At 65.4% G+C, this 24,928-nt stretch carries 23 protein-coding genes and 1 tRNA gene; 7 read left to right on the top strand and 17 right to left on the bottom strand.

Going from position 1 to position 24,928, the window contains the following annotated elements; translation table 11 throughout:
* Window positions 1-45 precede the first annotated feature (45 nt).
* The 4 genes from pssA to BXA00_RS14640 all read right to left on the bottom strand — a co-directional run bounded on the left by pssA (window position 46) and on the right by BXA00_RS14640 (window position 4,373).
* Window positions 46-819: a CDP-diacylglycerol--serine O-phosphatidyltransferase gene (gene pssA / locus BXA00_RS14655; RefSeq protein ID WP_076519148.1), complete on the bottom strand. Its 774-nt coding sequence runs from the start codon at window positions 817-819 to the stop codon at window positions 46-48.
* Window positions 820-1,007: 188 nt separating this feature from the next.
* Window positions 1,008-2,024: a ketol-acid reductoisomerase gene (ilvC, locus tag BXA00_RS14650; protein WP_076519147.1), complete on the bottom strand. Its 1,017-nt coding sequence runs from the start codon at window positions 2,022-2,024 to the stop codon at window positions 1,008-1,010.
* A gap of 74 nt (window positions 2,025-2,098) precedes the next feature.
* Window positions 2,099-2,590 (bottom strand): acetolactate synthase small subunit, encoded by a 492-nt coding sequence (gene ilvN, locus BXA00_RS14645; protein WP_076519146.1) that lies wholly within the window; start codon window positions 2,588-2,590, stop codon window positions 2,099-2,101.
* A 13-nt stretch (window positions 2,591-2,603) separates the two neighbouring features.
* Complete coding sequence (locus BXA00_RS14640) at window positions 2,604-4,373, bottom strand: acetolactate synthase 3 catalytic subunit (RefSeq protein WP_255376803.1); 1,770 nt, start codon at window positions 4,371-4,373, stop codon at window positions 2,604-2,606.
* A gap of 146 nt (window positions 4,374-4,519) precedes the next feature.
* Here BXA00_RS14640 and BXA00_RS28850 point away from each other — a divergent pair, with 146 nt between their 5' ends.
* Together BXA00_RS28850 and BXA00_RS14635 are read left to right on the top strand one after the other, a co-directional pair.
* Window positions 4,520-4,720 (top strand): hypothetical protein, encoded by a 201-nt coding sequence (locus BXA00_RS28850; RefSeq protein WP_156902802.1) that lies wholly within the window; start codon window positions 4,520-4,522, stop codon window positions 4,718-4,720.
* Window positions 4,721-4,789: 69 nt separating this feature from the next.
* A complete protein-coding gene (locus BXA00_RS14635) occupies window positions 4,790-7,015 on the top strand; it encodes an FUSC family membrane protein (RefSeq protein ID WP_076519144.1) in 2,226 nt (741 codons plus the stop codon).
* An 82-nt stretch (window positions 7,016-7,097) separates the two neighbouring features.
* On the opposite strand, the gene yaaA is transcribed toward BXA00_RS14635, so the two are convergent.
* The 3 genes from yaaA to BXA00_RS14620 all read right to left on the bottom strand — a co-directional run bounded on the left by yaaA (window position 7,098) and on the right by BXA00_RS14620 (window position 10,002).
* On the bottom strand, window positions 7,098-7,871 hold the full coding sequence (gene yaaA, locus BXA00_RS14630) for a peroxide stress protein YaaA (protein WP_076519143.1): 774 nt from the start codon (window positions 7,869-7,871) through the stop codon (window positions 7,098-7,100).
* A gap of 15 nt (window positions 7,872-7,886) precedes the next feature.
* Complete coding sequence (locus tag BXA00_RS14625; protein ID WP_076519142.1) at window positions 7,887-8,669, bottom strand: 3-hydroxybutyrate dehydrogenase; 783 nt, start codon at window positions 8,667-8,669, stop codon at window positions 7,887-7,889.
* Between the two features lie 115 nt (window positions 8,670-8,784).
* Window positions 8,785-10,002 (bottom strand): cation:proton antiporter, encoded by a 1,218-nt coding sequence (locus BXA00_RS14620; RefSeq protein WP_076519141.1) that lies wholly within the window; start codon window positions 10,000-10,002, stop codon window positions 8,785-8,787.
* A 244-nt stretch (window positions 10,003-10,246) separates the two neighbouring features.
* Between BXA00_RS14620 and BXA00_RS14615 the strand changes: the two genes are divergently transcribed.
* Window positions 10,247-10,337: transfer RNA gene (locus BXA00_RS14615), tRNA-Ser, on the top strand.
* A 164-nt stretch (window positions 10,338-10,501) separates the two neighbouring features.
* Here BXA00_RS14615 and BXA00_RS14610 read toward each other — a convergent pair.
* The 4 genes from BXA00_RS14610 to BXA00_RS14595 all read right to left on the bottom strand — a co-directional run bounded on the left by BXA00_RS14610 (window position 10,502) and on the right by BXA00_RS14595 (window position 15,742).
* The gene (locus BXA00_RS14610; protein WP_304528798.1) at window positions 10,502-12,118 is read right to left on the bottom strand and encodes a methyl-accepting chemotaxis protein; all 1,617 of its coding nucleotides are present in this window, start codon (window positions 12,116-12,118) and stop codon (window positions 10,502-10,504) included.
* A gap of 350 nt (window positions 12,119-12,468) precedes the next feature.
* Window positions 12,469-13,086, bottom strand: coding sequence for a flavin reductase family protein (locus tag BXA00_RS14605; protein WP_076519139.1), 618 nt, complete (start codon window positions 13,084-13,086; stop codon window positions 12,469-12,471).
* 3 nt (window positions 13,087-13,089) lie between these two features.
* Window positions 13,090-14,052, bottom strand: a complete 963-nt coding sequence (locus BXA00_RS14600; RefSeq protein WP_076519138.1) for a carbon-nitrogen hydrolase family protein — start codon at window positions 14,050-14,052, stop codon at window positions 13,090-13,092.
* Window positions 14,053-14,089: 37 nt separating this feature from the next.
* The gene (locus BXA00_RS14595; protein ID WP_076519137.1) at window positions 14,090-15,742 is read right to left on the bottom strand and encodes an MFS transporter; all 1,653 of its coding nucleotides are present in this window, start codon (window positions 15,740-15,742) and stop codon (window positions 14,090-14,092) included.
* 173 nt (window positions 15,743-15,915) lie between these two features.
* On the opposite strand from BXA00_RS14595, the gene BXA00_RS14590 reads away from it, so the two are divergent.
* On the top strand, window positions 15,916-16,764 hold the full coding sequence (locus tag BXA00_RS14590; RefSeq protein WP_076519136.1) for an IclR family transcriptional regulator: 849 nt from the start codon (window positions 15,916-15,918) through the stop codon (window positions 16,762-16,764).
* Window positions 16,765-16,817: 53 nt separating this feature from the next.
* Here BXA00_RS14590 and BXA00_RS14585 read toward each other — a convergent pair whose 3' ends face one another.
* Together BXA00_RS14585 and BXA00_RS14580 are read right to left on the bottom strand one after the other, a co-directional pair.
* Window positions 16,818-17,798 carry a tripartite tricarboxylate transporter substrate binding protein gene (locus tag BXA00_RS14585; RefSeq protein ID WP_076519135.1) on the bottom strand — a complete coding sequence of 327 codons (981 nt, stop codon included), beginning with the start codon at window positions 17,796-17,798 and terminating at the stop codon, window positions 16,818-16,820.
* Window positions 17,799-17,948: 150 nt separating this feature from the next.
* On the bottom strand, window positions 17,949-19,076 hold the full coding sequence (locus BXA00_RS14580; protein ID WP_076519134.1) for a mandelate racemase/muconate lactonizing enzyme family protein: 1,128 nt from the start codon (window positions 19,074-19,076) through the stop codon (window positions 17,949-17,951).
* A 159-nt stretch (window positions 19,077-19,235) separates the two neighbouring features.
* Between BXA00_RS14580 and BXA00_RS14575 the strand changes: the two genes are divergently transcribed.
* Window positions 19,236-20,114 (top strand): LysR family transcriptional regulator, encoded by an 879-nt coding sequence (locus BXA00_RS14575; protein WP_076519133.1) that lies wholly within the window; start codon window positions 19,236-19,238, stop codon window positions 20,112-20,114.
* Window positions 20,115-20,134: 20 nt separating this feature from the next.
* On the opposite strand, the gene BXA00_RS14570 is transcribed toward BXA00_RS14575, so the two are convergent.
* Together BXA00_RS14570 and BXA00_RS14565 are read right to left on the bottom strand one after the other, a co-directional pair.
* Window positions 20,135-21,325, bottom strand: a complete 1,191-nt coding sequence (locus BXA00_RS14570; RefSeq protein WP_076519132.1) for an amidohydrolase family protein — start codon at window positions 21,323-21,325, stop codon at window positions 20,135-20,137.
* Window positions 21,325-21,522, bottom strand: a complete 198-nt coding sequence (locus BXA00_RS14565) for a hypothetical protein (RefSeq protein WP_076519131.1) — start codon at window positions 21,520-21,522, stop codon at window positions 21,325-21,327. The genes BXA00_RS14570 and BXA00_RS14565 overlap by 1 nt, the downstream gene beginning before the upstream one ends.
* A gap of 195 nt (window positions 21,523-21,717) precedes the next feature.
* Here BXA00_RS14565 and BXA00_RS14560 point away from each other — a divergent pair, with 195 nt between their 5' ends.
* Both BXA00_RS14560 and BXA00_RS14555 read left to right on the top strand, forming a co-directional pair.
* The gene (locus BXA00_RS14560; protein ID WP_076519130.1) at window positions 21,718-22,230 is read left to right on the top strand and encodes an ASCH domain-containing protein; all 513 of its coding nucleotides are present in this window, start codon (window positions 21,718-21,720) and stop codon (window positions 22,228-22,230) included.
* A 296-nt stretch (window positions 22,231-22,526) separates the two neighbouring features.
* Window positions 22,527-22,853 carry a virulence factor gene (locus BXA00_RS14555; protein WP_076519129.1) on the top strand — a complete coding sequence of 109 codons (327 nt, stop codon included), beginning with the start codon at window positions 22,527-22,529 and terminating at the stop codon, window positions 22,851-22,853.
* Window positions 22,854-23,090: 237 nt separating this feature from the next.
* Here BXA00_RS14555 and BXA00_RS14550 read toward each other — a convergent pair whose 3' ends face one another.
* Complete coding sequence (locus BXA00_RS14550; protein ID WP_083714258.1) at window positions 23,091-23,339, bottom strand: hypothetical protein; 249 nt, start codon at window positions 23,337-23,339, stop codon at window positions 23,091-23,093.
* Between the two features lie 233 nt (window positions 23,340-23,572).
* The gene (gene serS / locus BXA00_RS14545; RefSeq protein WP_076519127.1) at window positions 23,573-24,919 is read right to left on the bottom strand and encodes a serine--tRNA ligase; all 1,347 of its coding nucleotides are present in this window, start codon (window positions 24,917-24,919) and stop codon (window positions 23,573-23,575) included.
* Window positions 24,920-24,928: the final 9 nt, after the last annotated feature.

Below are 24,928 nucleotides of genomic sequence, written 5' to 3'. Positions count from 1 at the left end.
GGCAATCAGGCAATCACGCAACGGCGCGACTACGCGATTACGCAATCAGGACGAGTGGCCCCGGCGCTCCTGCTGCAGGCGGCGCACCTTGTTCCAGCGCCATGCCCACGTGACCCAGCCCGACAGGCCATAGAGCACGAACAGGCCGAAGAGGACCACCGGAGGATCGCTGGACACGAACACGAACACCGCGACGACGAGCAGGATGCCCCAGAACGGCACGCTGCGGCCCAGCGCGAAGCTCTTGCCGCTGAAGAACGGCGCGTTCGACACCATGGTGATGCCCGCGTACATGGTGAGCGTAAAGGCCACCCAGGCCATCAGGCTGTCATGGATGGGCAACTTGTTGTCGACGGCCAGCCAGACGAAACCCGCCACCAGCGCCGCGGCGGCCGGGCTGGGCAGCCCCTGGAAGAATCGCTTGTCGACCACGGCGATATTGGTGTTGAAGCGCGCCAGGCGCAGCGCGGCGCCGGAGACGTAGACAAACGCCGCCAACCAGCCCCAGCGGCCCAGGTCGTTCAGGATCCATTCGTACATGACGAGCGCGGGCGCCACGCCAAAGGACGTCATGTCCGACAGCGAGTCGTATTGCTCGCCGAACGCGGACTGCGTATTGGTCAGGCGGGCCACCCGGCCGTCCATGCCATCCAGGACCATGGCAACGAAAATGGCGATGGCGGCGACTTCGAAGCGGTCGTTCATGGCCTGCACAACGGCATAGAACCCGGCGAACAAAGCGGCGGTGGTGAACGCGTTCGGGAGCAAGTAGATGCTCCGGTGGCGGTTCTCGGAATCGCGCATGGAAAAATTGGGCATGGTCTCAATAACTTACAACGGACTTTGAAAGGTTAACCTATCTGGCACGGCTTGCGGGACCGCAGCAAGCATCGTGCCTGCCCCAAATGGGGCCCTGCGACGCAAACGACCAAAAAAAACGGCATGCCCGTGCAGGCATGCCGCTTCGGTCCAGACCGGCGGGGCCGCGCCCCGCCCGCCCAGGCGGATCAGTTCTTGGACTTGTCCACCAGCTTGTTGGCGGCGATCCAGGGCATCATGGCGCGCAGCTTGCCACCCACCTGCTCGATCTGCGATTCCGCGTTGATGCGGCGGCGCGAGGTCAGCGTCGGGGCGCCGGCGGCGTTTTCCAGGATGAACTTCTTGGCGTATTCGCCGGTCTGGATGTCCGTCAGGCACTGGCGCATGGCCTTGCGGGTTTCTTCCGTGACGATCTTGGGGCCCGTTTCGTATTCGCCGAATTCGGCGTTGTTCGAAATCGAGTAGTTCATGTTGGCGATGCCGCCTTCATAGATCAGGTCGACGATCAGCTTCAGTTCGTGCAGGCACTCGAAGTAAGCCATTTCGGGCGCGTAGCCGGCTTCCACCAGCGTGTCGAAACCGGCCTTGATCAGTTCGACGGTACCGCCGCACAGCACGGCCTGTTCGCCGAACAGGTCGGTTTCGGTTTCTTCGCGGAAGTTGGTTTCGATGATGCCGGCACGGCCGCCGCCGTTGGCGCTGGCGTACGACAGGGCCACGTCGCGCGCGGCGCCCGACTTGTCCTGGTACACGGCCACCAGGTGGGGCACGCCGCCGCCCTGCTTGTACGTGTTGCGCACCGTGTGGCCCGGGGCCTTGGGGGCGATCATGATGACGTCGATGTCTTCACGCGGCACGACCTGGCCGTAGTGGACGTTGAAGCCGTGGGCGAACGCCAGGGCGGCGCCGGCCTTGATGTTGCCGTGGACTTCCTTGTTGTAGACCGAGGCGATGTTTTCGTCGGGCAGCAGCATCATGACGATGTCGGCCGACTTGACGGCGTCCGCGACTTCCTTGACTTCCAGGCCGGCGTTGGCGGCCTTGTTCCACGAGGCGCCGCCCTTGCGCAGGCCGACGACGACCTTCACGCCCGACTCATGCAGGTTCAGCGCGTGCGCGTGGCCTTGCGAGCCGTAGCCGATGATGGCGACGGTCTTGCCTTTGATGAGGGACAGATCGCAGTCTTTGTCGTAGAAAACTTTCATGGTGTGCTCCAGATTCCAGTATTTGGATATTCGTTTGATTCAGATGTAGGGGGTGGCCGCGCCTGGCAGGCCGGTCAAATCTTCAAGATCCGTTCACCGCGTCCGATGCCGGACACGCCGGTGCGCACGGTTTCAAGGATGGCACTGCGGTCCAGGGCCTCGAGGAAGGCCTGTACTTTTTCCTGCACCCCGGTCAATTCGATGGTGTAGGACTTGTCGGTGACGTCGATGATGCGGCCGCGGAAGATATCCGCCATGCGCTTCATTTCCTCGCGTTCCTTGCCCACGGCGCGCACCTTCACGAGCATCAGCTCGCGCTCGATGTGGGCGCCTTCGGTCAGGTCCACCACCTTCACGACATCGACCAGGCGGTTCAGGTGCTTGGTGATCTGTTCGATGACCTCGTCCGAACCGGTCGTGACGATGGTCATGCGCGACAGCGTGGGATCCTCGGTGGGCGCCACGGTCAGGGTTTCGATGTTGTAGCCCCGTGCCGAAAACAGGCCCACCACGCGCGACAGCGCGCCGGGTTCGTTTTCGAGGAGGACGGAAATCACGTGCTTCATTGTCGGAGCCTCCTTACAGGTCTTCAGAGCCGAGCAGCATTTCAGTCAGCCCACGGCCGGCCTTGACCATCGGCCACACGTTTTCGGTGCGGTCGGTGATGAAGTCCAGGAAGACCAGGCGCTCCTTGTGCTTGCCGAACGCTTCACGCAGCGCCGGCTCGACGTCGGCCGGACGCTCGATGCGCAGGCCCACGTGGCCGTAGGCTTCGGCGACCTTGACGAAGTCGGGCAGCGAATCCATGTACGACTCGGAATAGCGCGAGCCGTAGTCGATCTGCTGCCATTGGCGCACCATGCCCAGAAACCGGTTGTTCAGGCAGACGATCTTGGGCGTCAGGCGGTACTGGTGACAGGTCGACAGTTCCTGGATGTTCATCTGGATCGAGGCTTCGCCGGTGATGACGGCGACGTCCTTGCCCGGATTGGCCATCTGCACGCCCATGGCGTACGGCAGGCCCACCCCCATGGTGCCCAGGCCGCCGGAGTTGATCCAGCGGCGCGGCTTGTCGAACTTGTAGTACTGCGCGGCCCACATCTGGTGCTGGCCGACGTCGGAGGTGACGAAGGCGTCGCCGCCGGTCACTTCCCAGAGCTTTTCCACCACGTACTGCGGCTTGATGACTTCGTTCGAGTTGGCGAACTTCAGGCATTCCTTGCCGCGCCAGGTCTCGACCTGATCCCACCACTTGGCGATGGAGGCCGGCTTGTGCTCGGCGGCGGCGATCTCGAATTGCGCGCTGAGATCGGCCAGGACGTCCTTGACGTTGCCCACGATCGGGACATCCACGCGCACGCGCTTGGAAATCGACGAGGGATCGATGTCGATGTGGATGATCTTGCGGGCGTTCTGCGCGAAGTGCTTGGGGTTGCCGATCACGCGGTCATCGAAGCGGGCGCCGATGGCCAGCAGCACGTCGCAGTGCTGCATGGCCATGTTGGCCTCGTACGTGCCGTGCATGCCGGGCATGCCCAGGAACTGGCCGCTGCTGGCCGGGAAGCCGCCCAGGCCCATCAGGGTGCTGGTGCAGGGCGCGCCCAGCTGCGTCACGAGCTTGTTGAGCTCGGGCGCGGCATTCGACAGGATGACGCCGCCGCCGGTGTAGATCATGGGCCGCTCGGCGGCCAGCAGCATCTGCACGGCTTTCTTGATCTGCCCCTGGTGGCCCTTGTTGACGGGCGCGTAGGAACGCATCGAGATCTCGCCCTTGGGCGGCACGTACTTGCACTGCGCGACGGTGATGTCCTTGGGGATATCCACCAGCACCGGACCGGGACGGCCCGTGCGCGCGATGTAGAACGCGCGGCGCATGGTTTCGGCCAGGTCCTTGACGTCGCGCACCAGGAAGTTGTGCTTGACGCAGGGCCGCGTGATGCCGACGGTGTCGCATTCCTGGAAGGCGTCTTCGCCGATGGCCGCAGTGGGCACCTGCCCGCTGATGATGACCATCGGGATGGAGTCCATGTAGGCGGTGGCGATGCCGGTCACGGCATTGGTCACGCCCGGGCCGCTGGTCACGATGCAGACGCCGACCTTCTGCGACGAGCGCGAATAGGCATCGGCCGCGTGCACGGCAGCTTGCTCGTGACGAACCAGGATATGCTGGAATTTGTCTTGCTTGAAGATTGCGTCGTAGATGTAAAGCACCGCGCCGCCGGGGTAGCCGAAAACGTGTTCCACGCCTTCATCGGCCAGGCAGCGCACGACGATATCGGCGCCATTCATTTCCATGTTGTAGTTCCTTTCAAAACCGGCCCTGCAACCCTGACTGCTGCGCGCCCGGATACGGCGGCAACTGAACCCATACCGGTTACGACAACATATCCGGCGCTTAGCGGCTCACGGAGCCACGCCACCCGGACACCTTGCCGACCCGGCACACGCTCGACAGAACGCAGTGCAAACGCCCCTTGGGGACGCTGGAGGTCGAAATGGAAGCCTTGGCAACACACGCTTGTGGCGCGGCCAACGGCAAATATGACTTGCTGCAGGACGGCTGGGATGTGACCCTGGCCGTTCGCATCAACGCTCCGGTTTCGGATAGGCAGACCGAAGCAAGTGGAGCAATTTACCGCGTTGCGTCAACGGTGGCAAATCGGCTTTTGCCGACCGTTGCGCGGATGGTTCGGTAACCATCCGACCCCAAAACCCACGGCGGCCTCTCTATACTTGTTCCGTCGTCCAGAACCGAGCCGCCGCCCATGGATTTGCGCATTGCCAGCATTCGCCGCTTTCTCTATAGCCACTACTTCTTCGGAGGCGTGCGCCAGGGAGTCGGCATGCTGTTGCCCGTGCTGGTGCTGGGAGGCATATTCGGCAATTACACGACCGGCCTGGTCGCGACGTTCGGCGCGCAGTGCCTGGCCATCATCGACCAGCCGGGCGGCCCGCAGCGGCACCGCACCAACGAAATGCTGGGCGGCGCGGCGCTGGGCACCATCACGGTCATCATCACCGGGCTGGCGTCCACGCACCCCGTGCTGATCTGGCTGGCGGTCATCGTCCAGTGCTTCGTCTATTCGATGTTCACCGTCTTCGGCAAGCGCGGCGGCCTGATCGGCTTTGCCGGCCTGCTGCTGATGACGCTGACCATGCATTCGCCGCTGGAACCGCACCAGGTCCTGGCCCACGCCGCCGCCACGCTGGGCGGCGCGCTGTTCTACGTTGTGTTCAGCCTGGGATTCTCAAGGCTGTTCTGGCTGCGCGAAGAGCAGCAGGCCATGTCGGTGGCGCTCTTTGCGACCGCCGATTACGTGGCGGCGCGGGCGTCCTTCTACGATGAGACCTCCGACCTGGACGAAGCCTACCGCACGCTGATCCAACGCCAGTCCGTGATGACGGAGAAGCACCAGGCCGCGCGCGACATGGTGCTGCGCGCCCTGCCTCGCGGCAAGGGGCTGGGCGACCGCCAGCGCGTGATGATCTGGAACATGTTCGTGGACATGCTGCAGCTGCTGGACACGCTGGTCGCCACGCATACCGACTACGCGGCCCTGCGCCGCACGCTGGCCGGCAACGACTGCCTGATGTTCATGCGCGATGCGCTGGTGAAGATGTCGCTGGAGCTGAACCGTATCGCGCTGGACGTGTCGCGCGGCCGCAAGGTGCAGTACCGCAGCAGCGCCAAGGCCGAGCTGCGCGCCATCGAATACGAGATCGAACAGCTCAAGCAACAGGGCCTGGGCGAACGCGACCCGGAAATGCTGGCGCTCATCATCCAGGTGCTGCGGCGCCTGCGCAATTCGGCGCGCATCGTGGACCGGCTGGCCGACCACACCGCGGCGTCGCCCGACGCCAAGCCCACCGACGTGCTGCGCATCAACAAATCGCTGACGCGGTTCATTTCACGCCAGGAGTTCCGCTTCGGCCTCCTGACCAGCAACCTGAGGCTGGACTCGCCGCATTTCCGCTACGCGCTGCGGGTGACGGCGGCGGCAGCCATCGCCATGACGCTGGCCAGCCGCTGGCTGTCGCCCGCGTTCTCGGCGCACAACTACTGGATCATGCTGACCATCGTCATCATCATGAAGCCGGGGTTTGCGCTGACGCGCCAACGCAACGGCTGGCGGCTGATGGGAACGCTGATCGGCTGCATCGCCGCGCTGCTGCTCTTTAGCCTGACCGACGAGCCCAGCATCCTGTTCGCCGTCCTGCTGGGCGCGTGCATCATGGGCAACAGCCTGGTGCAGCTGAACTACATGGCCAGCGCGATCTTCAACACCCTGTTCGTGGTGCTGGTCTTTCACTTCGTGTCGCCGGGCACCGTATCCATGTCGGTGATCGGTGAACGCGCCATCGACACGCTGCTGGGCTGCGCGCTGGCGCTGGTCTGCAGCTACATCCTGCCGTGGTGGGAAGCGCGCTACCTCAAGCCGCTGGCCTCGGCCGCGACGCGCGCCAACCGCGAATACCTGCTGGCGGGGCTGCGCTATGTCGACGCGATGCAGGCGCACGGCGCGCCCATGGGCGCGGCCGCCGCCGAGACGCCCGCGGTGACGGACGCCGACCTCGCGTGGCGCCTGGCCCGCAAGAACGTGCACATCGCGTTCAGCAATTTCGCGGAAGCGTTCTACCGGATGATGAGCGAACCCAAGTCGCACCAGGTGGACGTGCCCGAGCTCAACAATCTGCTGATCCAGAACCATGTGCTGGCGTCGCAGATCACCGCGGCGATTCCGATCCTGGCGGCGCTGCCCGCCACGCCCGAGCCGATACGGCAGGCGCTGGACGGCATGGCGGTCCTGCTCGATGAAAACAGCCCGCGCGCGCCGCTGGACCTGCCCACGCAATTCGACACCTCGGGCGACCAGGCCGCGCTGGCCTATCCGCTCAAGCAGATGCTCAAGGCCGCGCACATGATCCGCCAGGAATTGCAGGCGCTGGCCGATCCGCTGCATGCGCCGCCGGTGGCTGCGGCGGCGTCCTAGGTTCCGCGCGTCGACCCGCGACGAAAAAAATTCCGGCCCGGGAATCCCGGGCCGGCATTGGATGAGTGCCTGACGACAGCAATCAATCCAGCTTGCGGCGGAACACCAGCTTGTCGTCCGACGAGGCCGACGCGTCGTACGCATAGCCTTCCAGGTCAAAGCCCTGCAAGCCTTCCGGCTTGGCGACCTTGTGCTGGATGGCGTAGCGGGCCATCAGGCCCCGCGCGCGCTTGGCATGGAAGCTGATGACCTTCCAGGCGCCGTTTTTCCAGTCCTGGAACACGCACTGCACCACCCGCGCCTTCAAGACCTTCTGGTCGACCGACTTGAAATACTCTTCGGACGCCAGGTTGATGATGACCGGCGACTTCTGGCCGGCCTGGCGCTCGTTCAGGTAGTCGGCGATGGTGCTGCCCCAGTACTCGTACAGGTTCTTGCCCTTGGGGTTTTCCAGGCGCGTGCCCATTTCGAGGCGGTAAGGCTGCATCAGGTCGAGCGGGCGCAGCACGCCGTAGAGACCACTGAGGATCGCGACGTGCTCTTGCGCCCAGTCGAGCTGCTTGGCCGACAGGGTGGCGGCGTCCAGGCCTTCGTAGACGTCGCCGTTGAAGGCCAGCACCGCCTGGCGCGAGTTGGCCTGCGTGAAGCTGCGCTTCCAGTGCGCGTAGCGCTGGACGTTCAGCTCGGACAGGGCCGGGCTCAGGCTCATGAGTGCCGAGATGTCCTCGGCGGTCTTGGTCTTCAGGACCTTGATCAGGCCGGCAGCCTGATCCACGAACAGCGGCTGGGTGTGCGTCTCGATGTGCAGCGGCGAGTCGTAGTCCAGCTTCTTGGCGGGGGAAAGCAACAACAGCATTCAGGGTTTCCTTGTTTAGCGCGCCGTCCAGCCGCCATCGACGGAGACGGTGGTGCCGGTGATTTGCGCGGCGGCGTCCGAGGCCAGGAACACGGCGGTGCCGCCCAGCTGTTCCGGCGTCACGAATTGCAGCGACGGCTGCTTTTCGCTGAGCAGGTCACGGGCGGCGGTTTCCTGGTCCACGCCGTTCTTTTCCGCCAGCGCGGTGATCTGCTTTTCCACGAGCGGCGTGCGGACCCAGCCCGGGCAGATGGCGTTGGCCGTGATGCCCTGCCCCGCGGTTTCCAGCGCGGTGACCTTGGTGAAGCCCACCACGCCGTGCTTGGCGGCCACGTAGGCCGACTTGCTGGCCGAGGCCACCAGGCCATGCGCCGATGCGATATTGATGATGCGGCCGGAGCCTTGCTTCTTCATGTGCGGCAAGGCGGCGGCGGTGCCGTGGAACACCGCGGACAGGTTCAGCGCCAGGATGGCGTCCCATTTCTCGGCCGGAAAGTCCTCGATCAGCGCGGTGTGCTGGATGCCGGCGTTGTTGACCAGGATGTCGATGCGGCCCAGTTGGCGGACGGTGCTTTCGACCAGTTCGCGCACGGCCGCGCCCTTGGACAGGTCCGCGCCGTCATAGATGACTTTTACGCCATGCTTGTCCGCCAGTTCCGCGCGCAGCTTTTCGATTTCAGCCGCATCGCCAAAACCGTTCAGGACGATGTCGGCGCCCTGCTGGGCAAATGCCGTGGCGATACCCAGGCCGATACCGCTGGTGGAACCGGTGACGAGCGCTACTTTTCCTTTGAGCATGAGCTTTCTCCTGTGAGCGGGCGCATAAATGGGGAAACGGAACGGGAAGCGAATGGGCTTCAAGTGTAGCCGCCCGGCAAGGCGGTCATCATGCCATGCCCTGGCCTGACGCGGCTCAACCGGCGGGGGGCTTGTCCGCGCCGGAGGACGGGCCGGCGTCCACGGCCGGGGCGGCGTCCGCCACGGGCAGGCCCGCCATGCCGCCGTACTTTTCCGGCACCCGTTCCAGCAGCTTGATCAGCACCGGGACGACGCCCATCGAGATGGCCACGATCACCGACAGCACGTCGCGCTGCTCCAGGTTGACCAGATGGTTGTCCCACGCTTCGTTGAAGATGGCAAAGCTGAACTCGCCGCCCTGCGCCAGCACCAGCGCGAACAGCAGCCGATGGTAGCGGGGCAAGCCCAGGAATCGCGCAAAGCCATAGAGGATGATGGCCTTGACCGCCAGCAGCGCCGCCACGCCGGCGCCGATGAACATCCAGTGATGCGCCACCACCTTGAGGTTGATCGACATGCCGATGGCCACGAAGAACAGCCCCAGCAGCAATCCCTTGAAGGGGTCGATCGCCTTTTCCAGATCGTGCCGGTAGCGCGACTCGGCCATCATCACGCCCACCAGGAACCCGCCCAGGCCGGCCGACAGGCCCGCATAGTCGAAGAGCTGCGCGGCGCCCACCACCATCAGCAGCGCCGCGGCGGTGAACAGCTCGTTCAATTCGGCCTTGGCCGCCCAGCCGAGCAGCCGCAGCCGGTAGGCCAGCGCCACGACCGCCACGGCCACCAGCGCCTCCTTGAAGGACGGGGCCGACGTCCCGTCCGACCCCAGCAGGCCCGCGGCCACCAGCATGGGGATGGCGGCCATGTCCTGGAACAGCAGCACCCCCAGCGCCGAGCGCCCGAGTGGCGTGCGGGTCAGTTGGCGTTCATCGAGCAGGCGCAGCGCCACCGCCGTGGACGACAGCGCCAGCGACAGGCCGCACAGCACCGCCGCCTGCCATTCCATGCCCGCCAGGTGCCGCAAGGCCGCGCCGAACACCAGCCCGAGCAGCAGGCCGCAAACCAGCATCTGCAGGGTGCCCAGGATGAAGACCTCGCTGCGCATCGCCCACAGGCGCTTGGGCGACAGTTCCAGCCCGATGATGAATAGCATCATCACGACGCCCCACTGCGACACGCCGATCATCGTGTCCACGTTCGTGACCAGCTTCAGGCACGAGGGCCCGACCAGCACGCCGGCCGCCAGATAGCCGGGAATGGCGCCCAGCCCGAGCATTTGGGTGATGGGCACGCACAGCACGGCCGCGAGCAGAAGGATGAGGATGAGGTCCATGGAGGGGCCGTTATGCGGAATGGGGAGAATTCTGTCCAAACTTCGGCCGGCCTGGAAGCCGGATGAAACCCGCTGTGTACGTTTTACCCCTGCTTGTTGGCTACCGCTTTACACAAACAAAAAAAATCATGTAGAATTGCGGGCTTCGCTGCTCCGACAACGAAGATCCTTCCGACCAGGGATCTCTTGTGAAAGACCCGTTATTAAAAACAACGGCGATTTCAACGTTACGGAATCCAGCCACGGAGAGGTGGCAGAGTGGTCGAATGTACCTGACTCGAAATCAGGCGTACGGTATCCCCGTACCGTGGGTTCGAATCCCACCCTCTCCGCCAGTATTCAAGAACGAAGCCCCTGAGAAATCAGGGGCTTTTTTCTTTGTCTTCGGATTGGTGCTGAACTTATTTGGACGAAACTGCGGGTACGAACCTGCGGGCACGAACCCGTCGGCGCTCAAATGCGGCGGGCCGGAATGCATCGGCCCGCCCCTTCATAAAACTCAATACGCAGCAAGCCGCAGCGAGGTGGGCGCGCCGGCCGCCCCCACAGCCCCAACCGTCTCCACCGCAATCGCCCCCTGCCCCGCCCCCGGCAGCCTGAACGCGCTGACCGCCCGCGTCAGTTCCGCCGATTGATCCTGCATCGAACCCGCCGCGGCGGCGGCTTCTTCCACCAGCGCCGCGTTCTGCTGCGTGACCTCGTCCATCTGCGAGACGGCGCGGTTGACCTGTTCGATGCCGTCGGCCTGTTCGGCCGAGGCGGCGGCGATCTCGCCCATGATGTCGGTCACACGCTGCACCGAACTGACGATTTCCTGCATGGTCGCGCCGGCGCGTTCGGCGCTGCCCGAACCCTGGCCGATCTTCTGGACGGTGTCTTCGATCAGGATCTTGATTTCCTTGGCCGCCTGCGCGCTGCGCTGTGCGAGCGTGCGCACCTCGGCCGCCACGACGGCGAAGCCCTTGCCCTGCTCGCCGGCCCGCGCGGCTTCCACGGCGGCGTTCAATGCCAGGATGTTGGTCTGGAACGCGATGCCGTCGATGACGGACACGATGTCGGAAATCTTCACCGAGCTGGCGGAAATGGCGTTCATGGTGCTCACGACCTCCGACACGGTGGCGCCGCCGCGCGAGGCGGTTTCGGAGGCCGCCGCGGCGAGCTGGTTGGCCTGCTTGGCGCTGTCGGCATTCTGCTTGACGGTGGACGACAACTGCTCCATGGAGGCGGCCGTTTCTTCCAGCGAGGCGGCTTGCTGCTCCGTGCGGGTGGACAGGTCGGTATTGCCGGCCGCGATCTCGCTGGAGGCGGACGCGATGCTGTCCACGCCCGTGCGGATCCGGGCGACGGTGCCCGCCAGATTGGCGTTCATGGTTTCCAGCGCCCGCAGCAACTGCCCGATTTCGTCGCGGGACGTCACGACGATGGTGCTGGTCAGGTCGTTGGCGGCCACGGTGCGCGCCACGCGCACGGCGTCGGACAGCGGACGGGTGATGCTGCGCGTCAGCAGCACGGCCAGCAGCAGGCCGCTCACGACGGCAATCGAACCGATGACGATCATCCAGAGGTTCGCGGCGCCGTACGAGGCTTCGATCTCCGTGGCCCGGGCGTCGATGTCGGCGCGCTGCAGATCAGACAGGCGCGTGATCTGGTCGAGGAACTGGCGCGTCGCCGGCAGGAATTCCTGCGTGAAGATCTTGTTGGCGGCGTCCACGTTGCCTTCCTGCTTGGCCTTGAAGATGCCGTCGCGGGTGCGCAGGTAGTCGCCGCGCGCCTTGCTTATGCCTTGCCACAGCGCCTTTTCCTCGTCGGTTTCGATCAGCGGCTCGATGCTTTTCTGCAAGGCCGACGAATTGCGGGTCGACGCCGCCGCTTCCTCGGCGAAAAAGCCCGCCAGGCTGGCGTCGGCGCTCTTGGCGATCGCGGTGGTGCGGGTGACGCCCGCCTGGATATTGCGCGCCCAGTCGTTGATCAGGCGTTCCTTGGTCAGGGAGCGCTGCGTCAGCGTTTCGACCGAGTCGTTGATGTTGGCCAGGCTGACCAGCCCGACGATGCTCATGACCATGATCATGGCCAGCAGGATCGCGAAACCACCCGCCAGGCGGGTTCCAAGCTTCATGTTTTTCATACTGCCTCCGGCGACTTCCAGGGCGAGTGTGAATGCGTGCTCGGGCGGATGCCTCGGCGGCGGGATTGCGCCGCCGCCAATTCAAGCCAGATGCTCGCAAGCCCCTGGTTATCCGCCCCCAATAAAGGTGTCCGTTGTGTCTGAGAAATGCCGTCGGGGAATTCGATTTCGAGGGTTCCCGCGACGGTCCAACGGATGCTAGCAGCCCGGATTTAGGGGACATCTGGCGAAGTGGGGACCTTATTGACGCAAGCTCTACGCATTGCGCCCGGCACGCCGGCAACGTTGTAAAAAAGCCGCTGCCGGCGGCAGAAAATGGCGGCCCGCAGGCCGCCGACCGCCTACGTCGGCGAGGTTGGCCGCGCGAGCTGGAACGTGTCCGTGCTGCGCGCATACCAGCCACCGCCGTGCATGCGGGCGATCAAACCCAGCGCCGGCGTGTCCACGTGGCCGCGTTCGGCGTCGCGCACGCAGGCGTCGTCCACGTGCGCGCCCAGCACCCGTCCGATGACGACGATCTGCCGCGGACCGGTCACGACCGTTGCCTGGCTGACACACTCCAGCGACACGGGACTGCCCTGGATGCGGGGCGGGCGCACGTGCGTGGCCGGCAGCGCCGTCAGGCCCGCCGCCGCCAACTCGTCGACGTCGGCCGGATAGTCGGCGCAGGTCTGGTTCATTTCGCGCACCAGCGACTCGGGCACGAGGTTCACCACGAATTCGCCGTTCTCGATGATGTTGGCGCCGGTGTCCTTGAAATCTCCGTCGGGATGGCGCATCAGGCCGATGGCGACGGTGGGCGGCTGGTGCCCCATCACGTTGAAGAAGCTGAACGGCGCCGCGTTGACGACGCCTTTGTCCGACAGCGTGGTGACCCAGGCGATCGGACGCGGCGTGACGGTCGAGGTGAGGATGTTGTAGACCGTCTGCGCCGGCAAGGCGCTGAAATCAAAATGCATCGATCAGGCCTCCTGCTGCGGCGCGGCGGCGCCGACCGCCGACACCGCGCGTTTTTCGCGGGTGTCGACCTGGAGCTGGAAGACGTCGGGGCGGGCATAGTGCCCGGCGACGTCGAAATCGTATTTGCCGCGCAGGATCTGGTGGGGGTCGATGTCGGCGTACAGGATGGTCTCGTCCGAGAAATCCGGGCCGGCCAGCACCTCGCCCAGCGGGCCGATGATGGCGCTGCCGCCGCGCATCAGCACCGTGTCCGGCGCGTCGCCCAGCGCGCATTCGAAGTCCTCGGGGTAGGCGCTGCGGCGCAGGTGCTGGCAGGCCGTCAGCACGTAGCAGCGGCCTTCCAGCGCGATGTGGCGCATGCTGGGCAGCCAGGTGTCGCGATCGTCGGCCGTGGGCGCGCAGTACAGCGCCACCCCCTGGCTGTACATGTACATGCGCAGCATGGGCATGTAGTTTTCCCAGCAGATGACGGCGCCGATCTTGCCGTAGGGCGTGTCGATGACGGGCAGGGTCGAGCCGTCGCCAAAGCCCCAGATCAGGCGTTCGCCGGCGGTGGGCATCAGCTTGCGGTGCTTGCCGGCCAGGCCTTCCTGGCCGTTGAAGTACAGCACGGTGCAATACAGCGTGCCGCCGTCGACCTCGATGCAGCCCATGACGACGACGCTGCCGGTGTCGGCCGCGGCCTGCGCCACCAGCGCGACCTCTTCGCCGTCCAGCCGGATGGCCTGCTGGTGGTAGCTGGCGAACGCGTCGCGGCCCTCAGGCTTGCGCATGCCGATGGGCGCGCCGAAGGAATTGCCCTTGGGATAGCCGCCCAGGAACGCCTCCGGGAACACCTGCACGCGGGCGCCCTGCTCGGCCGCCTGGCGGATCAGCGAAGCCGCCTTGCGGGCGCAGGCCACGCTGTCGGTGGGAATGGACGCCGCCTGGATGACGGCGGCCTTGAAGGTTTTTTGCTCGGACATGTGTCTGCTCGCTTGTCTCGGGATTCTGCTTTTTTCGTTAATGGGCCGGGTCTTCGTCGATGGCCTGGGCGCGCGTGTTGGGCAGCAGCAGGCTGCCGATGATGCCCACGATCACCATCACCGTCACCGGATACATCAGGCCGCCGAAGATATTGCCGCTGGCCTGCGCCAGGTACGTGGCGGTAAAGGGGACGATACCGCCAAATATGCCGGCGCCGATGTGATACGGAAACGACAGCGCGGTGTAGCGGATGCGCGCGGGGAACAATTCGACCAGATAGGACGCGACCGGTCCATACACCATGGCGACGACGGCGGTCATGAGCACCAGGATCAGGATGATGGTGGCGCGGTCGATGCGCGCGGGGTCCGCCTTGTCGGGGTAGCCCGCCGCGGCCAGCGCCTTGGCATAGCCGGCCCGGTCAAAGCCGTTGACGGTAACGCCGCCCACGCTCATCGCGATCTCCTGCCCCGGAATCGGCGCGGCGTATTCGAAGTTGATGCCCTTGCCGACCAGGAATTTCTTGGCCTGCACGCAGACCTTCTTGTGGTCGGCGTGGCTGCCGATCATGGCCGCCTGCAGCCCGAAGTCGCACGCGCCGCCACGGGTGTCGGCATGCACACGGACGGGCGTTGTCTGCATGGCCTGCGCCAGCGCCGGGTTGCCGGCGCTGAGCAGCACGTCGAACATGGCGTGGTAGCCCACGGCGCCGATGAACAGGCCCGCCATCATGATCCACTTGCGGCCGATCTTGTCGGACAGCCAGCCGAACAGCACGAAGGTCGGCGCGCCGATGATGAAGCCGATCAGGATCAGCGTGTAGACAGTGGTCTGGTCCAGCTGCGCGGCCTGCTGCAGGAAGATCATGACGTAGAACTGGCCGGTGAAGTAGGTCGCGCCCTGCCCGGCGGTGACGCCGATCAGCGCCAGCAGCACGAGGCGCAGGCTGGGCCATTGGCCGAACGTTTCCTTGACCGGGTTCTTGGACAGGCGGTTCTGCTGCTTCATGCGCGTGAAGACCGGCGACTCGTGCAGCTTGGCGCGCACGTAGATCGAAATGGCCAGCATGACGATGGACAGGATGAACGGCAGGCGCCATCCCCACTGGCGGAAGTCCTCGGCGCTCATCGACGCCTGCACGCACAGGATCACCACCAGCGACAGGATCAGGCCGGCCGACGAGGTGATCTGGATCCAGCCGGTCAACAGCCCCCGGCGCCTGGGCTCGCAGTGCTCGGCGACGTAGATCACGGCGCCGCCGTATTCGCCGCCCACGGCCAGGCCCTGCACCACGCGCAGCGTCAGCAGCAGAATCCACGACAGGTGGCCCGCCGACTGGTAGGTGGGCAGGCATCCGATCAGCACCGTGGCCCCGCCCATCATCACGACCGTGATGAGGAACGTGTATTTACGTCCCAGCTTGTCGCCCAGGTAGCCGAACATCACCGCGCCCAGCGGCCGGATGATGAAGCCCACCGCCAGCGCGCCCAGGGCGGCCAGCAGCGCGACCGTCGGGTTGTCCTGCGGGAAGAGAACCTGGCTCATGAAGACGGCCAGCGTTCCGTAGATGAAAAAGTCATACCACTCGAACAGCGTGCCCAGGGTCGAGGCGACCACGACCTGGCGTTCTTCCTTGCGGCTCAGCGTAGGCCCGGCGTCGAGCCTGGGCAGTGCGACATTTGCTTCCATGCTTGCTTTCCCCTGTCGTTTTAGATTGATACTGCTGTATGCATTAACTATTATCAAACTTAAAACGGGGCTGGAAAAAGCTAGGGGAAACCCGGCGCGGCGCGGGGGCGCGGCACGGCAAGGCCGGCAAAAGCCGCTGCTACACTGCCGCCACAAACACAGTGGAGGCAGCAATGGCAAGGCCCGCCGGCAAGGCTGAAAAGAATTCGGAACAGGCGCCGGCCACGGCGCGCAGGGGCATCCAATCGATCGAGGTGGGGTTCCGGATCCTGGACGTGATCCGCAAGGCCGGCCGCCCGCTGCCCCTGAAGGAAATCGCCGACGCCTGTGAACTGACGGTCCCCAACGTCCACTATTACCTCGTGAGTTTCCAGAAGGTGGGCGTGGTGCAGCAGCATGCCGACACCGGCCACTATGGCCTGGGGCCCTATGCCTTGCGGCTGGGGCTGGCGGCCCTGGAACAGTTCGACGTGTTCACGACGGCCCGGCCCATCATGGCCGAGGTGGCCGCGGCCACCGGGCATACCGTGTTCCTGGGGGTGTGGGGCAACAAGGGGCCGACCATCGTCTATCGCGTCGAAGGCAGCCGCAGCCGGCCCTTGCTGGAGTTGCGCGTGGGCACGGTGATGCCCCTGCTGTCGTCGGCGCTGGGCCGCAACTTCCTCGCGCACCTGCCGGATGCGCTGACCCGTGAATTGCTGGAACAGGAAATGGCCTCGTCGGTGCCGGAAAGCCACGGCGGCACGGCGGGCAACGCCTACACGATGGCGGACGTGCAGGCCATCCGCGACGAAGTGCGCAAGCACCACATCAGCCGCTGCCGCCACGCGCTGCTGCCTCACTTCACGTCGCTGTCAGCGCCCATCTTCGACATGCTCGGCGAAATGAAGGCGGCCATTACGCTGATGGGGCCGGTGGGCGCCGTGGACGACGACCTGGAGTCCGACACCGCGCGGCTGCTCAGCGAAAAGGCCCGCTCGATCTCGGCCACGGCGGGCTGGGTGGACCCGGAGGCCCGCTGAGGGAGGCGCGCTGAGGAAGGCCCGCTTTCCCGGTGCCAGACACCGGGAACGCATCACCCCTGCGCGACGATCTTCGCGTCCTGGATCGTCTTTGCGTACTTCTTCTGCTCGCTCTTCATGAAGTCGGCAAAGCGCTGCGCGCCCCCGCCGCCGTCTTCCGCGCCCACCTGCGCCAGCTTCTGCTGCACGTCGGCCATCGCCAGGACCTGGTCGATGTCGCGGCTCATGCGCTGGACCATGCCGGGGGGCATTCCGCCAGGGCCGACCATGCCGAACCAGATGCTGGCCTCGAAACCCGGATAGCCCTGCTCGGCCACCGTCGGCACGTTGGGGTGGCTCTTGGAGCGCTGCTGCAGCGTCTGCGCCAGGGCGACGACCTTGCCGGACTGGATCAGCGGCGTGGCGGTCGTCATGCCCTCGAAGCAGTACTGCACATGCCCGCCCAGCAGATCGTTCATCAGCGGCGCCGATCCCTTGTACGGCACGTGCAGCACGTCGATGCCCGCGCGCGCCTTGAAGATTTCCAGCGCAAGGTGCTGCGCCGATCCGCTGCCCGCGGAGCCGAACACGATCTTGCCGGGCTGCGCGCGGCAAAGCTGGACGAGTTCGGGCAGGGTCTTTGCCGGCTGGCCAGCGCCCCCGATCAGGATGGTGGGCGTCTTGCCGACCAGGGCGATCGGCGTGAAGTCCCTGTCCACCGAATACCCCAGATTGGGCTGCAGCCCCGGCGCGATGCCGTGGCTGTTCACGTGCGCCATCAGCAAGGTATTGCCGTCGTTGGGCTGGCGGGCGACCTGCTCGGCCGCGATGACGCCGGCCGCGCCCGCGCGGTTTTCCACGATGACGGGCAGGTTCCACAACACCCCCAGCTTCTGGCCCAGCAGCCGGGCCAGCACATCGGTGCCGCCGCCCGCGGGAAAGCCGACCACGATCTTCACCGGCCCGGCCGGCATGTCCTGCGCCCGCGCCGCCGCCGGCAGCACGAGCGCCGCCCCCAGCGCCGCGGCGCCGGTCATGAATTGCCTACGTTGCATTGTTGTCTCCTCGCGCGCCGGTCCAAGGGCCGGCATCGGGTTATGTGGACACTGCCTCCTTCGGATGCATCCGGCCGTCTGTCGCGGCCTGGATGCGGGACTGCTGCACGACACCTGCGGGCACGCGCGATGCGCGTGCCTTGCTCCCGGTCAGCGGGCGACGCGCGTCCACTTGCCGTAGCGGTCGACCATGCGCTCATCAAAGCCGAAGCCCAGGCCCGGTTCCTGGTGCAGGATCACGCGGCCCTGCTTGTGGGACAGCTGGCGGTCGACCAGCTTGCGGAAGTTCAGCACCTGGTCGTCCCAGAAGAATTCGACATAGCGCGCGTTGGGCGTGGCCGCGACCAGGGGCGCGTGCACGTCGTGGAACCAGTGCGGGCACACCACCACGCCGTAACTGGCCGCGGTGGCGGCGATGCGCTTCCATTCGGTGATGCCGCCGCAGACCGCGGCGTCCGTCTGCAGGATGCCGGCGGCGCCCTTGTCCAGCAGCTCCTTGTGATACCAGCGGCCGTAGCCGATCTCGGCGGTGGCGATGGGCAGGTGCGTTAGTCGCGCCAGCTTGGCGTGGCTGTCGATGTCGTCGGGGCCGAAGGGCTCTTCGATGAAATACGGTTCGTACTGTTCGAAGCGGCGGATGTATTGCATGGCCTGCGTCACGTCCTGCCAGGCGTTATTGCAGTCCATCATCAGTTCGACGTCCGGCCCCACGGCCTCGCGCGCGGCCTTCAGGCGCGCTTCTTCTTCGCGCGGCGTGAGGCGGCCGGTTTTCATCTTGACGGCGCCAAAGCCCTTTTCCACATAACTGGCCATTTCCTCGCCCAGGTGCTGCGGGGTCTTGCCATCGAGGTAATAGCCGCCGCTGGCATAGGCCGGCACGGATTCAAGCTCGACCGCGCCCAGGAACTTGTGCAGCGGCAAGCCCGCCGTCTTGGCGTTCAGGTCCCACAGTGCGATGTCCAGCGCGCTCAGCGCGCGCATCACCGTGCCCTGGCGGCCCTGCAGCAACGCCTCCTGGTACATGGCCTGCCACAGTCCTTCGACCGCGTGCGAGTCCTTGCCGAGCAGCACCGGGCCCAGCAGGCTCTGAACAGCCGCCTCGAAGATGGCGCCGCCGGCGCTGCCGACGTAGCAAAAGCCGATGCCCTCGACGCCGTCGGTCGAGCGCACCTTGACCAGGCCGTAGTGGCGCGTGGACACGGTGCGGTTGGAAAACGAGGTGACCTTATCCAGAGGCACCGCCGCGGCGCATACGTCTATGGATTCAATGATGGGCACGGGGGGCTCCTTGGTAGCAGTGAAGTCGACAGGGCCGACCGGCGCGCCGTGCGCTGCCTGATCGCCTGGACGTATTCTTCCCGCCGCCAAAGAAAACAACAATTATCTTCATGCATCTTTAGAATATGGAAAAAACATCTTTCAAGGAGACAGCCCGCCGTGGACTCGCGCTTTCTGCAAACGTATGTGCACGTGGTGGAGCTGGGTTCGATCGCCCAGGCGGCCAGGCACCAGGGACTGACGCCGGCCACCGTGCAGCAGCGGCTGCGCGCGCTGGAGGCGGACGTGGGCAGTGCGCTGATCGCGCGCTCGGGGCGCACGGTCAAGCCCACGCCGGCCGGCGTGCGCATCCTGGAACGCGCGCGGGCCATCCTGCGCGACGTGCGCGACCTGCGGTCCGCCGCCTCGGAGACCGATCTGCCGGCCGGCCCGTTGCGGCTAGGCGCCACGCCCACCGCGCTGACCGGCATCATGCCGCCCGTGCTGCGCACCTGGGCGGCGCGCCACCCGGGCATCGAAATTTATATCGAGCCCGCGCCGACCACGCTGCTCTACAGCAAGGTGCTGTCGGGCGAACTGGACGGCGCGCTGCTGGTGCATCCGCTGTTTGCCATTCCCAAGACCTGCGCCTGGCGCGATCTGCGGCACGAACCGCTGGTGCTCGTCACCCCGGTCGACATGAAGGTGGATGATCCGCTGGCCGTCATCGCGCGCGAACCCTACATCTGCTATGACCGCAGCGTGGTGGGCGGCAAGATGGCCGATGACTACCTGCGCGCGCGCAGCCTGCGGCCCCGGGTCCGGTTTGAACTGGACGGCATCGAATCCATTGCCAAGCTGGTGTCCGAGGGGCTGGGCGTGGCGTTGCTGCCCGATTGGGCCAGCACCGGCACGCCGCCGGCGCACGTAAAGCGCTGGCCGCTGCCCGCGCCCTGCCCGGTGCGCACGGTGGGCGCCATCTGGCTCCGGTCGGGGGTGCGGTCGGAATTGATGCGGGCGTTCGTGGAATTGGCCGAGTCGCAGCTCGGCCTGGGATGAGCGGGCAGGAAGCAGAACCGCTAGGCGATGGCGTCTTCGCCGTTGCGCGCCACGACCTTGCCGCCTGACACCACAAGGCGCCGGGGCGGGCGCTGCACCACGGCCTGCGCGATGCAGCCGGCATCGACCAGCACGAGGTCGGCGCGCGCGCCGGGCGCCAGGCCATAGTCCGCAAACCCGCAGGCGCGGGCGGCGGCGCCGGTCACGCAATCGAACGCCCATTCGATTTCATCGTCGCGGCGCAGGTCGTTGCGCAGGCCGATCAAGGCCGCGCGCTCCAGCATGTCGGGACTGCCATACGGTGTCCAGGTATCCCGGATGCCGTCATTGCCGCCGAAAATCGTCACCCCCGCCTCGCGGCAGGCGCGCACCGCCGGCACCGGCCGGGACGCCGGCGCGGTGGTCAGCAACGCCACATCCAGCAGCGCAAGCCGGCGCAGCAGGCCATCCAGCCGCCGGGCATCGACCCCGCCCAGGCAAAAGGCATGGCTGATGACGACCTTGCCCTTCATGTCCAACGCCTGGATGCGATCCAGAATCAATTCAAGGGTGAAGGCGCCCAGTTCGCCGGGCTCGTGCAGATGGATGTCCAGCGGCTTGCCGTGCCTGTCGGCCAGCCCGAAGAGGACGTCCAGGGATTTGACGGGATCGCGGTCGATGGCGCACGGGTCCAGCCCGCCGAGCCCATCGGCCCCTTCCGCGAGCGCCCTGTCCAGCAACTCCGCCGTGCCCGGGCGCGCCAACAGGCCGGACTGCGGAAAGGCCACGGTCTGGATCTCTACGCGGCCAGCCAGTTCCTGGCGCGTGGCATGCACGCCGTCCAGGTGTTTCAGGCCGGCCTCGGTGTCGATGTCGACGTGGGTGCGGATGCGGGTGGCGCCCGCCCGCAGGAAGGCCAGGGCCAGGGCGCGAGAATGGCTCGCGGCATCGTGGCCGGTGTCGGCACGCCACTTGCGCTCGTTGTCGATGCGGTCGGTGAGCGACGGTCCGACCTTGTTGACGTACCAGGCCGAGCCCCAGGTCGTCTTGTCCAGGTGGGTGTGCCCTTCGATGAAAGCCGGCAGCAGCAATGCGCCGCCGCCGTCTTCCCGCGGGACGGCAGAGTCGGCATCGAGTCCCGGGCCCACTTGCAGGATGCGGCCGCCGCGCACCAGAACGTCGACGGCCTCGCCTTGCGGGGTGCGGACGTTCGTCAGGAGCAGATCCGCCATCAGACTTGGGGCGGCTCGATCCAGAAGAAGCGTTCGCCTTGCCGGACCATGTCGGCCACGCCTTCGGCGCCGATGCGATAGTCGGTGCCCATGAGCGTGGCGCCGCCATCCTCATGAATATGGATGACGGCCAACGGGTCATTGGCCATGGTGTACCAGTAGTAACCGGGCTTGAGATCGTGCAGGTCAGTAGTCATGCGTCGAGTATACAAATAACGCCTCGCCGTTTTCAAAAAGACAACACTCCGAAGGCCGCATCCTGACAGTCAGGTCGTGACACGTCATACTCCTTCTGCAGAGCTTGATTAAACCTCTGGCAGATTGCAGGTGCCGGCCCCGGCCACAACAGCAAGAGGCGCGCAAGCGTTGATCGCGAGGGAAACAGCTAGCACATGAAACGGCAGTCACTTCAGTTTAGCGAACCGCTTAAAAAGGCCGTCCTGGATGGCGCCAAGGTGCAGAGCCGGCGCATCCTGAAGCCGCAGCCGTCCAAGTTCACCACGGTCTGGTATGCGGACGCCGCGGATTCGGGCAGGTGGGTAGCCATGGGCCCCTCGCCCGATAATCCTTCCGAATTGCGCAAGACCTCCAGCTGGGTGCGCTGCCCCTACGGAAAATCCGGGGAAACCATCATCCTCACCGATGAAGCTGGCACCCCGTTTGCCACCGCCGTCGTGGTGGGCGTGCGCATCCAGCGCCTGCAGCACCTGACCGAAGCCGACGCGCGTGCCGAAGGCACGCACGCCCTCTATCAGAGTTCGGCGCTATTGCCCGGCGTGCCGCTGCAGACCGCATTTGCCCTGATGTGGTGTGAGCGCTACGGAGCCCACGCCTGGGCCGCGAATCCGTGGGTATGGGTGGTCGAATATCGCCAATCCGTGCCCTACGAATCCGCGGACGCGTGACCCGCCGGGGCGCGGCCGCAACATGCGTTACCCGTGACGCTCCGCACATAGTGACGACATGTAACCCGGGCGCCCCGCTTCAGCACATTCCAGGCTATTTCAATCGACTTCAATACCGGATCCGCCAGAGCGGGCGCCCGCTGCCGCAGTGCAGCAACTGCTTGCATTTGAAATGGGGTGCGGTTGCGGATTGTCGCCATTGCGCCCGCGTTGCTTACGAATAGCTGGCGCAAACCGCCGAAAATAGCGTCAACGAATACTCAACTTTGCTGCGTCAGGCAGTAGGCAGGTGCAAGATGAAAAAATGGCTTATCGCAAGTGTGGGTGCCGCGGGTCTGCTGATCTCCAGCGTCGCCATGGCGCGCGTGGACGTCGGCATCTCCATCGGCATCCCGGGCGTCGTCTACCCGGCGCCCGTCTATGTCGCGCCGCAGCCGGTCTACGTGCCGCCGCCGCCCGTCTATTACCGGCCCGCGCCGGTCTACGTGGCGCCGCCCGTGGTTTATCCGGCGCCGGTGTATTACCGCGGCGGCCGCTATTATGACCGCGGGCATTATCACGGGCCCAAGCATGGTCACGGCCATTACCGCGGCCGCGGTCATGGACACGGACGCGACGACTGAACCCGCGCAATCCCGCACGAACAAAAAAAGGCCACTCGATGAGTGGCCTTATTTTCGTGGGGGCAATGTCCGGTGCCCCGGCGCTTGACCTGTCAGGCTGCGGGAGCCTGGACGGGTTTGACGGCCAGCGGAGCCGGTTGCTGCGGCACCTGCTTGACCTTGTCGTCGGCCCAGCGCGGTGATTCCTGAACGAGATCGATCCATCGACGGGGCGCACTCGACGCCCGCCACCAGCCATTATGCGGACGCATGAGCAAACTCCGGTTCACCGTTGAAACGCACACCATTGATACCCTGGAACAAGTGACGGCTTTCCTGTTCTGCTTCGTGCAAGTCTGCGAACGGCGCCTGTCCCGGCACGGTCCAGCATTTTTCCGGTGCGGTTCCGCCGATACGGCGCGTCCATATTTGCACGCGGTAGCCTTGCTCGTCTTCCTTGGCCACAGAGCATCTCACACGAAAATCTCCAATCATTCTTGAAGTCATGGACAACTCCTTGTTATATAAGTGAATGAAGCGTGTAGAACGCCGGTGTATTGTGCCGTAACTATCCGGCCCTTTTATGGCAAATACACAATTGCTCACATCAAAAATCAAGCACTCACGCGAGCAGAATAGCGTTCCAAAGCGACAGGATTATGTCGCAATGATAAAAAAAAACGGAGCCCGAAGGCTCCGTCTTTTTATCGGCCATATGGCCGATGGACACGGCGCGGTTATCAGGGTTTGAGCACCGTCAGACCGCCCATATAAGGCTGCAGCGCTTCGGGAATCAGCACGCTGCCGTCGGCCTGCTGGTGGTTTTCCAGCACGGCGACCAGCGCGCGGCCCACGGCCAATCCCGACCCGTTCAACGTGTGCACGTATTCCGGCTTGCCCTGCGCGTTGCGGAAACGGGCCTGCATGCGGCGGGCCTGGAAGGTTTCGCAATTGGAGACCGACGAGATTTCGCGCCACGTGTTCTGGGCCGGCAGCCACACTTCCAGGTCATAGGTCTTGGCGGAACCGAAACCCATGTCGCCCGTGCACAGCAGCACCACGCGGTAAGGCAGGTTCAGCAATTGCAGCACGCGCTCGGCGTGGCCGACCATTTCCTCGAGGGCCTCGTACGACTGGTCCGGCTGCGTGATCTGCACCATTTCGACCTTGTCGAATTGGTGCTGGCGGATCATGCCGCGCGTGTCGCGGCCGCCGCTGCCGGCTTCGGAGCGGAAGCACGGGGTGTGGGCCGTCAGCTTGAGCGGCAGGTCGGCGGCAGCCTGGATGGCGCCGCTGGCCACGCTGGTCAGCGTGATTTCGGACGTGGAGATCAGGTACTGGTCTTCGCGCACATACGGCTTGCCCTGGTCGTCGACCTTGGGATCGTCATCGCCGCCGCCCTTGGAGACCGCGAACATGTCGTCCTTGAACTTGGGGAGCTGGCCCGTGCCGAACAGCGTCGAGGCGTTGACGATATACGGGGTGTAGCACTCGGTATAGCCGTGCGTGCCGGTCTGCAGGTCCAGCATGAACTGGGCCAGCGCGCGGTGCAGCCGGGCGATGGGACCCCGCATGAACGAGAAGCGCGCGCCCGACAGCTTGGCAGCCATGTCGAAATCCAGGCCCAGCGGCTCGCCCAGCGCGACGTGATCGCGCGGCTCGAAGCCCAGCGCGGGCGGATTGCCGTCGGGACCGGCCTCGGCGGGCAGCCAGCGGCGGACCTCGACGTTGTCGTCCGCGGATTCGCCCAGCGGCACGCTGGCGTGCGGCAGGTTCGGCACCGACATGAGCAGGTCATTGAGGGGCTGCTGCAGGGCAGCCAGCTCTTCCTCGAGCTGCTTCAGGCGCTCGGGCACGGCCTGGGATTCCGCCATGACGGCGCTGGCGTCCTCGCCCTTGGCCTTCAATTGGCCGATCTGCTTGGCCAGCGCATTGCGGCGGGCTTGCAGGGATTCGGTCTCGGTCTGGACGGCCTTGCGGCGAGACTCCAGGTCGTTGAACCGTTCCGTGTCGAAGGCGACGCCGCGGGTCTTGAGGCGGTCCACGACGGTTTGCAGGTCTTTGCGCAGCAGTATCGGGTCTAGCATGGTGAGGTC

This window comes from Achromobacter sp. MFA1 R4 (assembly GCF_900156745.1).
Lineage (GTDB): Bacteria > Pseudomonadota > Gammaproteobacteria > Burkholderiales > Burkholderiaceae_B > Achromobacter.
This window is presented reverse-complemented; position numbering and strand designations above follow the sequence as displayed.

Coding starts and splice junctions, on each gene's coding strand:
- BXA00_RS14620 (WP_076519141.1), bottom strand. CDS start 10,002: ATGGACCTCATCCTCATCCTTCTGCTCGCGGCCGTGCTGTGCGTGCCC.
- BXA00_RS14610 (WP_304528798.1), bottom strand. CDS start 12,118: ATGAAGCTTGGAACCCGCCTGGCGGGTGGTTTCGCGATCCTGCTGGCC.
- BXA00_RS28850 (WP_156902802.1), top strand. CDS start 4,520: ATGGAAGCCTTGGCAACACACGCTTGTGGCGCGGCCAACGGCAAATAT.
- BXA00_RS14625 (WP_076519142.1), bottom strand. CDS start 8,669: ATGCTCAAAGGAAAAGTAGCGCTCGTCACCGGTTCCACCAGCGGTATC.
- yaaA (WP_076519143.1), bottom strand. CDS start 7,871: ATGCTGTTGTTGCTTTCCCCCGCCAAGAAGCTGGACTACGACTCGCCG.
- BXA00_RS14570 (WP_076519132.1), bottom strand. CDS start 21,325: ATGGCGGATCTGCTCCTGACGAACGTCCGCACCCCGCAAGGCGAGGCC.
- BXA00_RS14560 (WP_076519130.1), top strand. CDS start 21,718: ATGAAACGGCAGTCACTTCAGTTTAGCGAACCGCTTAAAAAGGCCGTC.
- BXA00_RS14605 (WP_076519139.1), bottom strand. CDS start 13,086: ATGCATTTTGATTTCAGCGCCTTGCCGGCGCAGACGGTCTACAACATC.
- ilvC (WP_076519147.1), bottom strand. CDS start 2,024: ATGAAAGTTTTCTACGACAAAGACTGCGATCTGTCCCTCATCAAAGGC.
- BXA00_RS14635 (WP_076519144.1), top strand. CDS start 4,790: ATGGATTTGCGCATTGCCAGCATTCGCCGCTTTCTCTATAGCCACTAC.
- BXA00_RS14585 (WP_076519135.1), bottom strand. CDS start 17,798: ATGCAACGTAGGCAATTCATGACCGGCGCCGCGGCGCTGGGGGCGGCG.
- BXA00_RS14555 (WP_076519129.1), top strand. CDS start 22,527: ATGAAAAAATGGCTTATCGCAAGTGTGGGTGCCGCGGGTCTGCTGATC.
- ilvN (WP_076519146.1), bottom strand. CDS start 2,590: ATGAAGCACGTGATTTCCGTCCTCCTCGAAAACGAACCCGGCGCGCTG.
- pssA (WP_076519148.1), bottom strand. CDS start 819: ATGCCCAATTTTTCCATGCGCGATTCCGAGAACCGCCACCGGAGCATC.
- serS (WP_076519127.1), bottom strand. CDS start 24,919: ATGCTAGACCCGATACTGCTGCGCAAAGACCTGCAAACCGTCGTGGAC.
- BXA00_RS14590 (WP_076519136.1), top strand. CDS start 15,916: ATGGCAAGGCCCGCCGGCAAGGCTGAAAAGAATTCGGAACAGGCGCCG.
- BXA00_RS14600 (WP_076519138.1), bottom strand. CDS start 14,052: ATGTCCGAGCAAAAAACCTTCAAGGCCGCCGTCATCCAGGCGGCGTCC.
- BXA00_RS14595 (WP_076519137.1), bottom strand. CDS start 15,742: ATGGAAGCAAATGTCGCACTGCCCAGGCTCGACGCCGGGCCTACGCTG.
- BXA00_RS14550 (WP_083714258.1), bottom strand. CDS start 23,339: ATGACTTCAAGAATGATTGGAGATTTTCGTGTGAGATGCTCTGTGGCC.
- BXA00_RS14565 (WP_076519131.1), bottom strand. CDS start 21,522: ATGACTACTGACCTGCACGATCTCAAGCCCGGTTACTACTGGTACACC.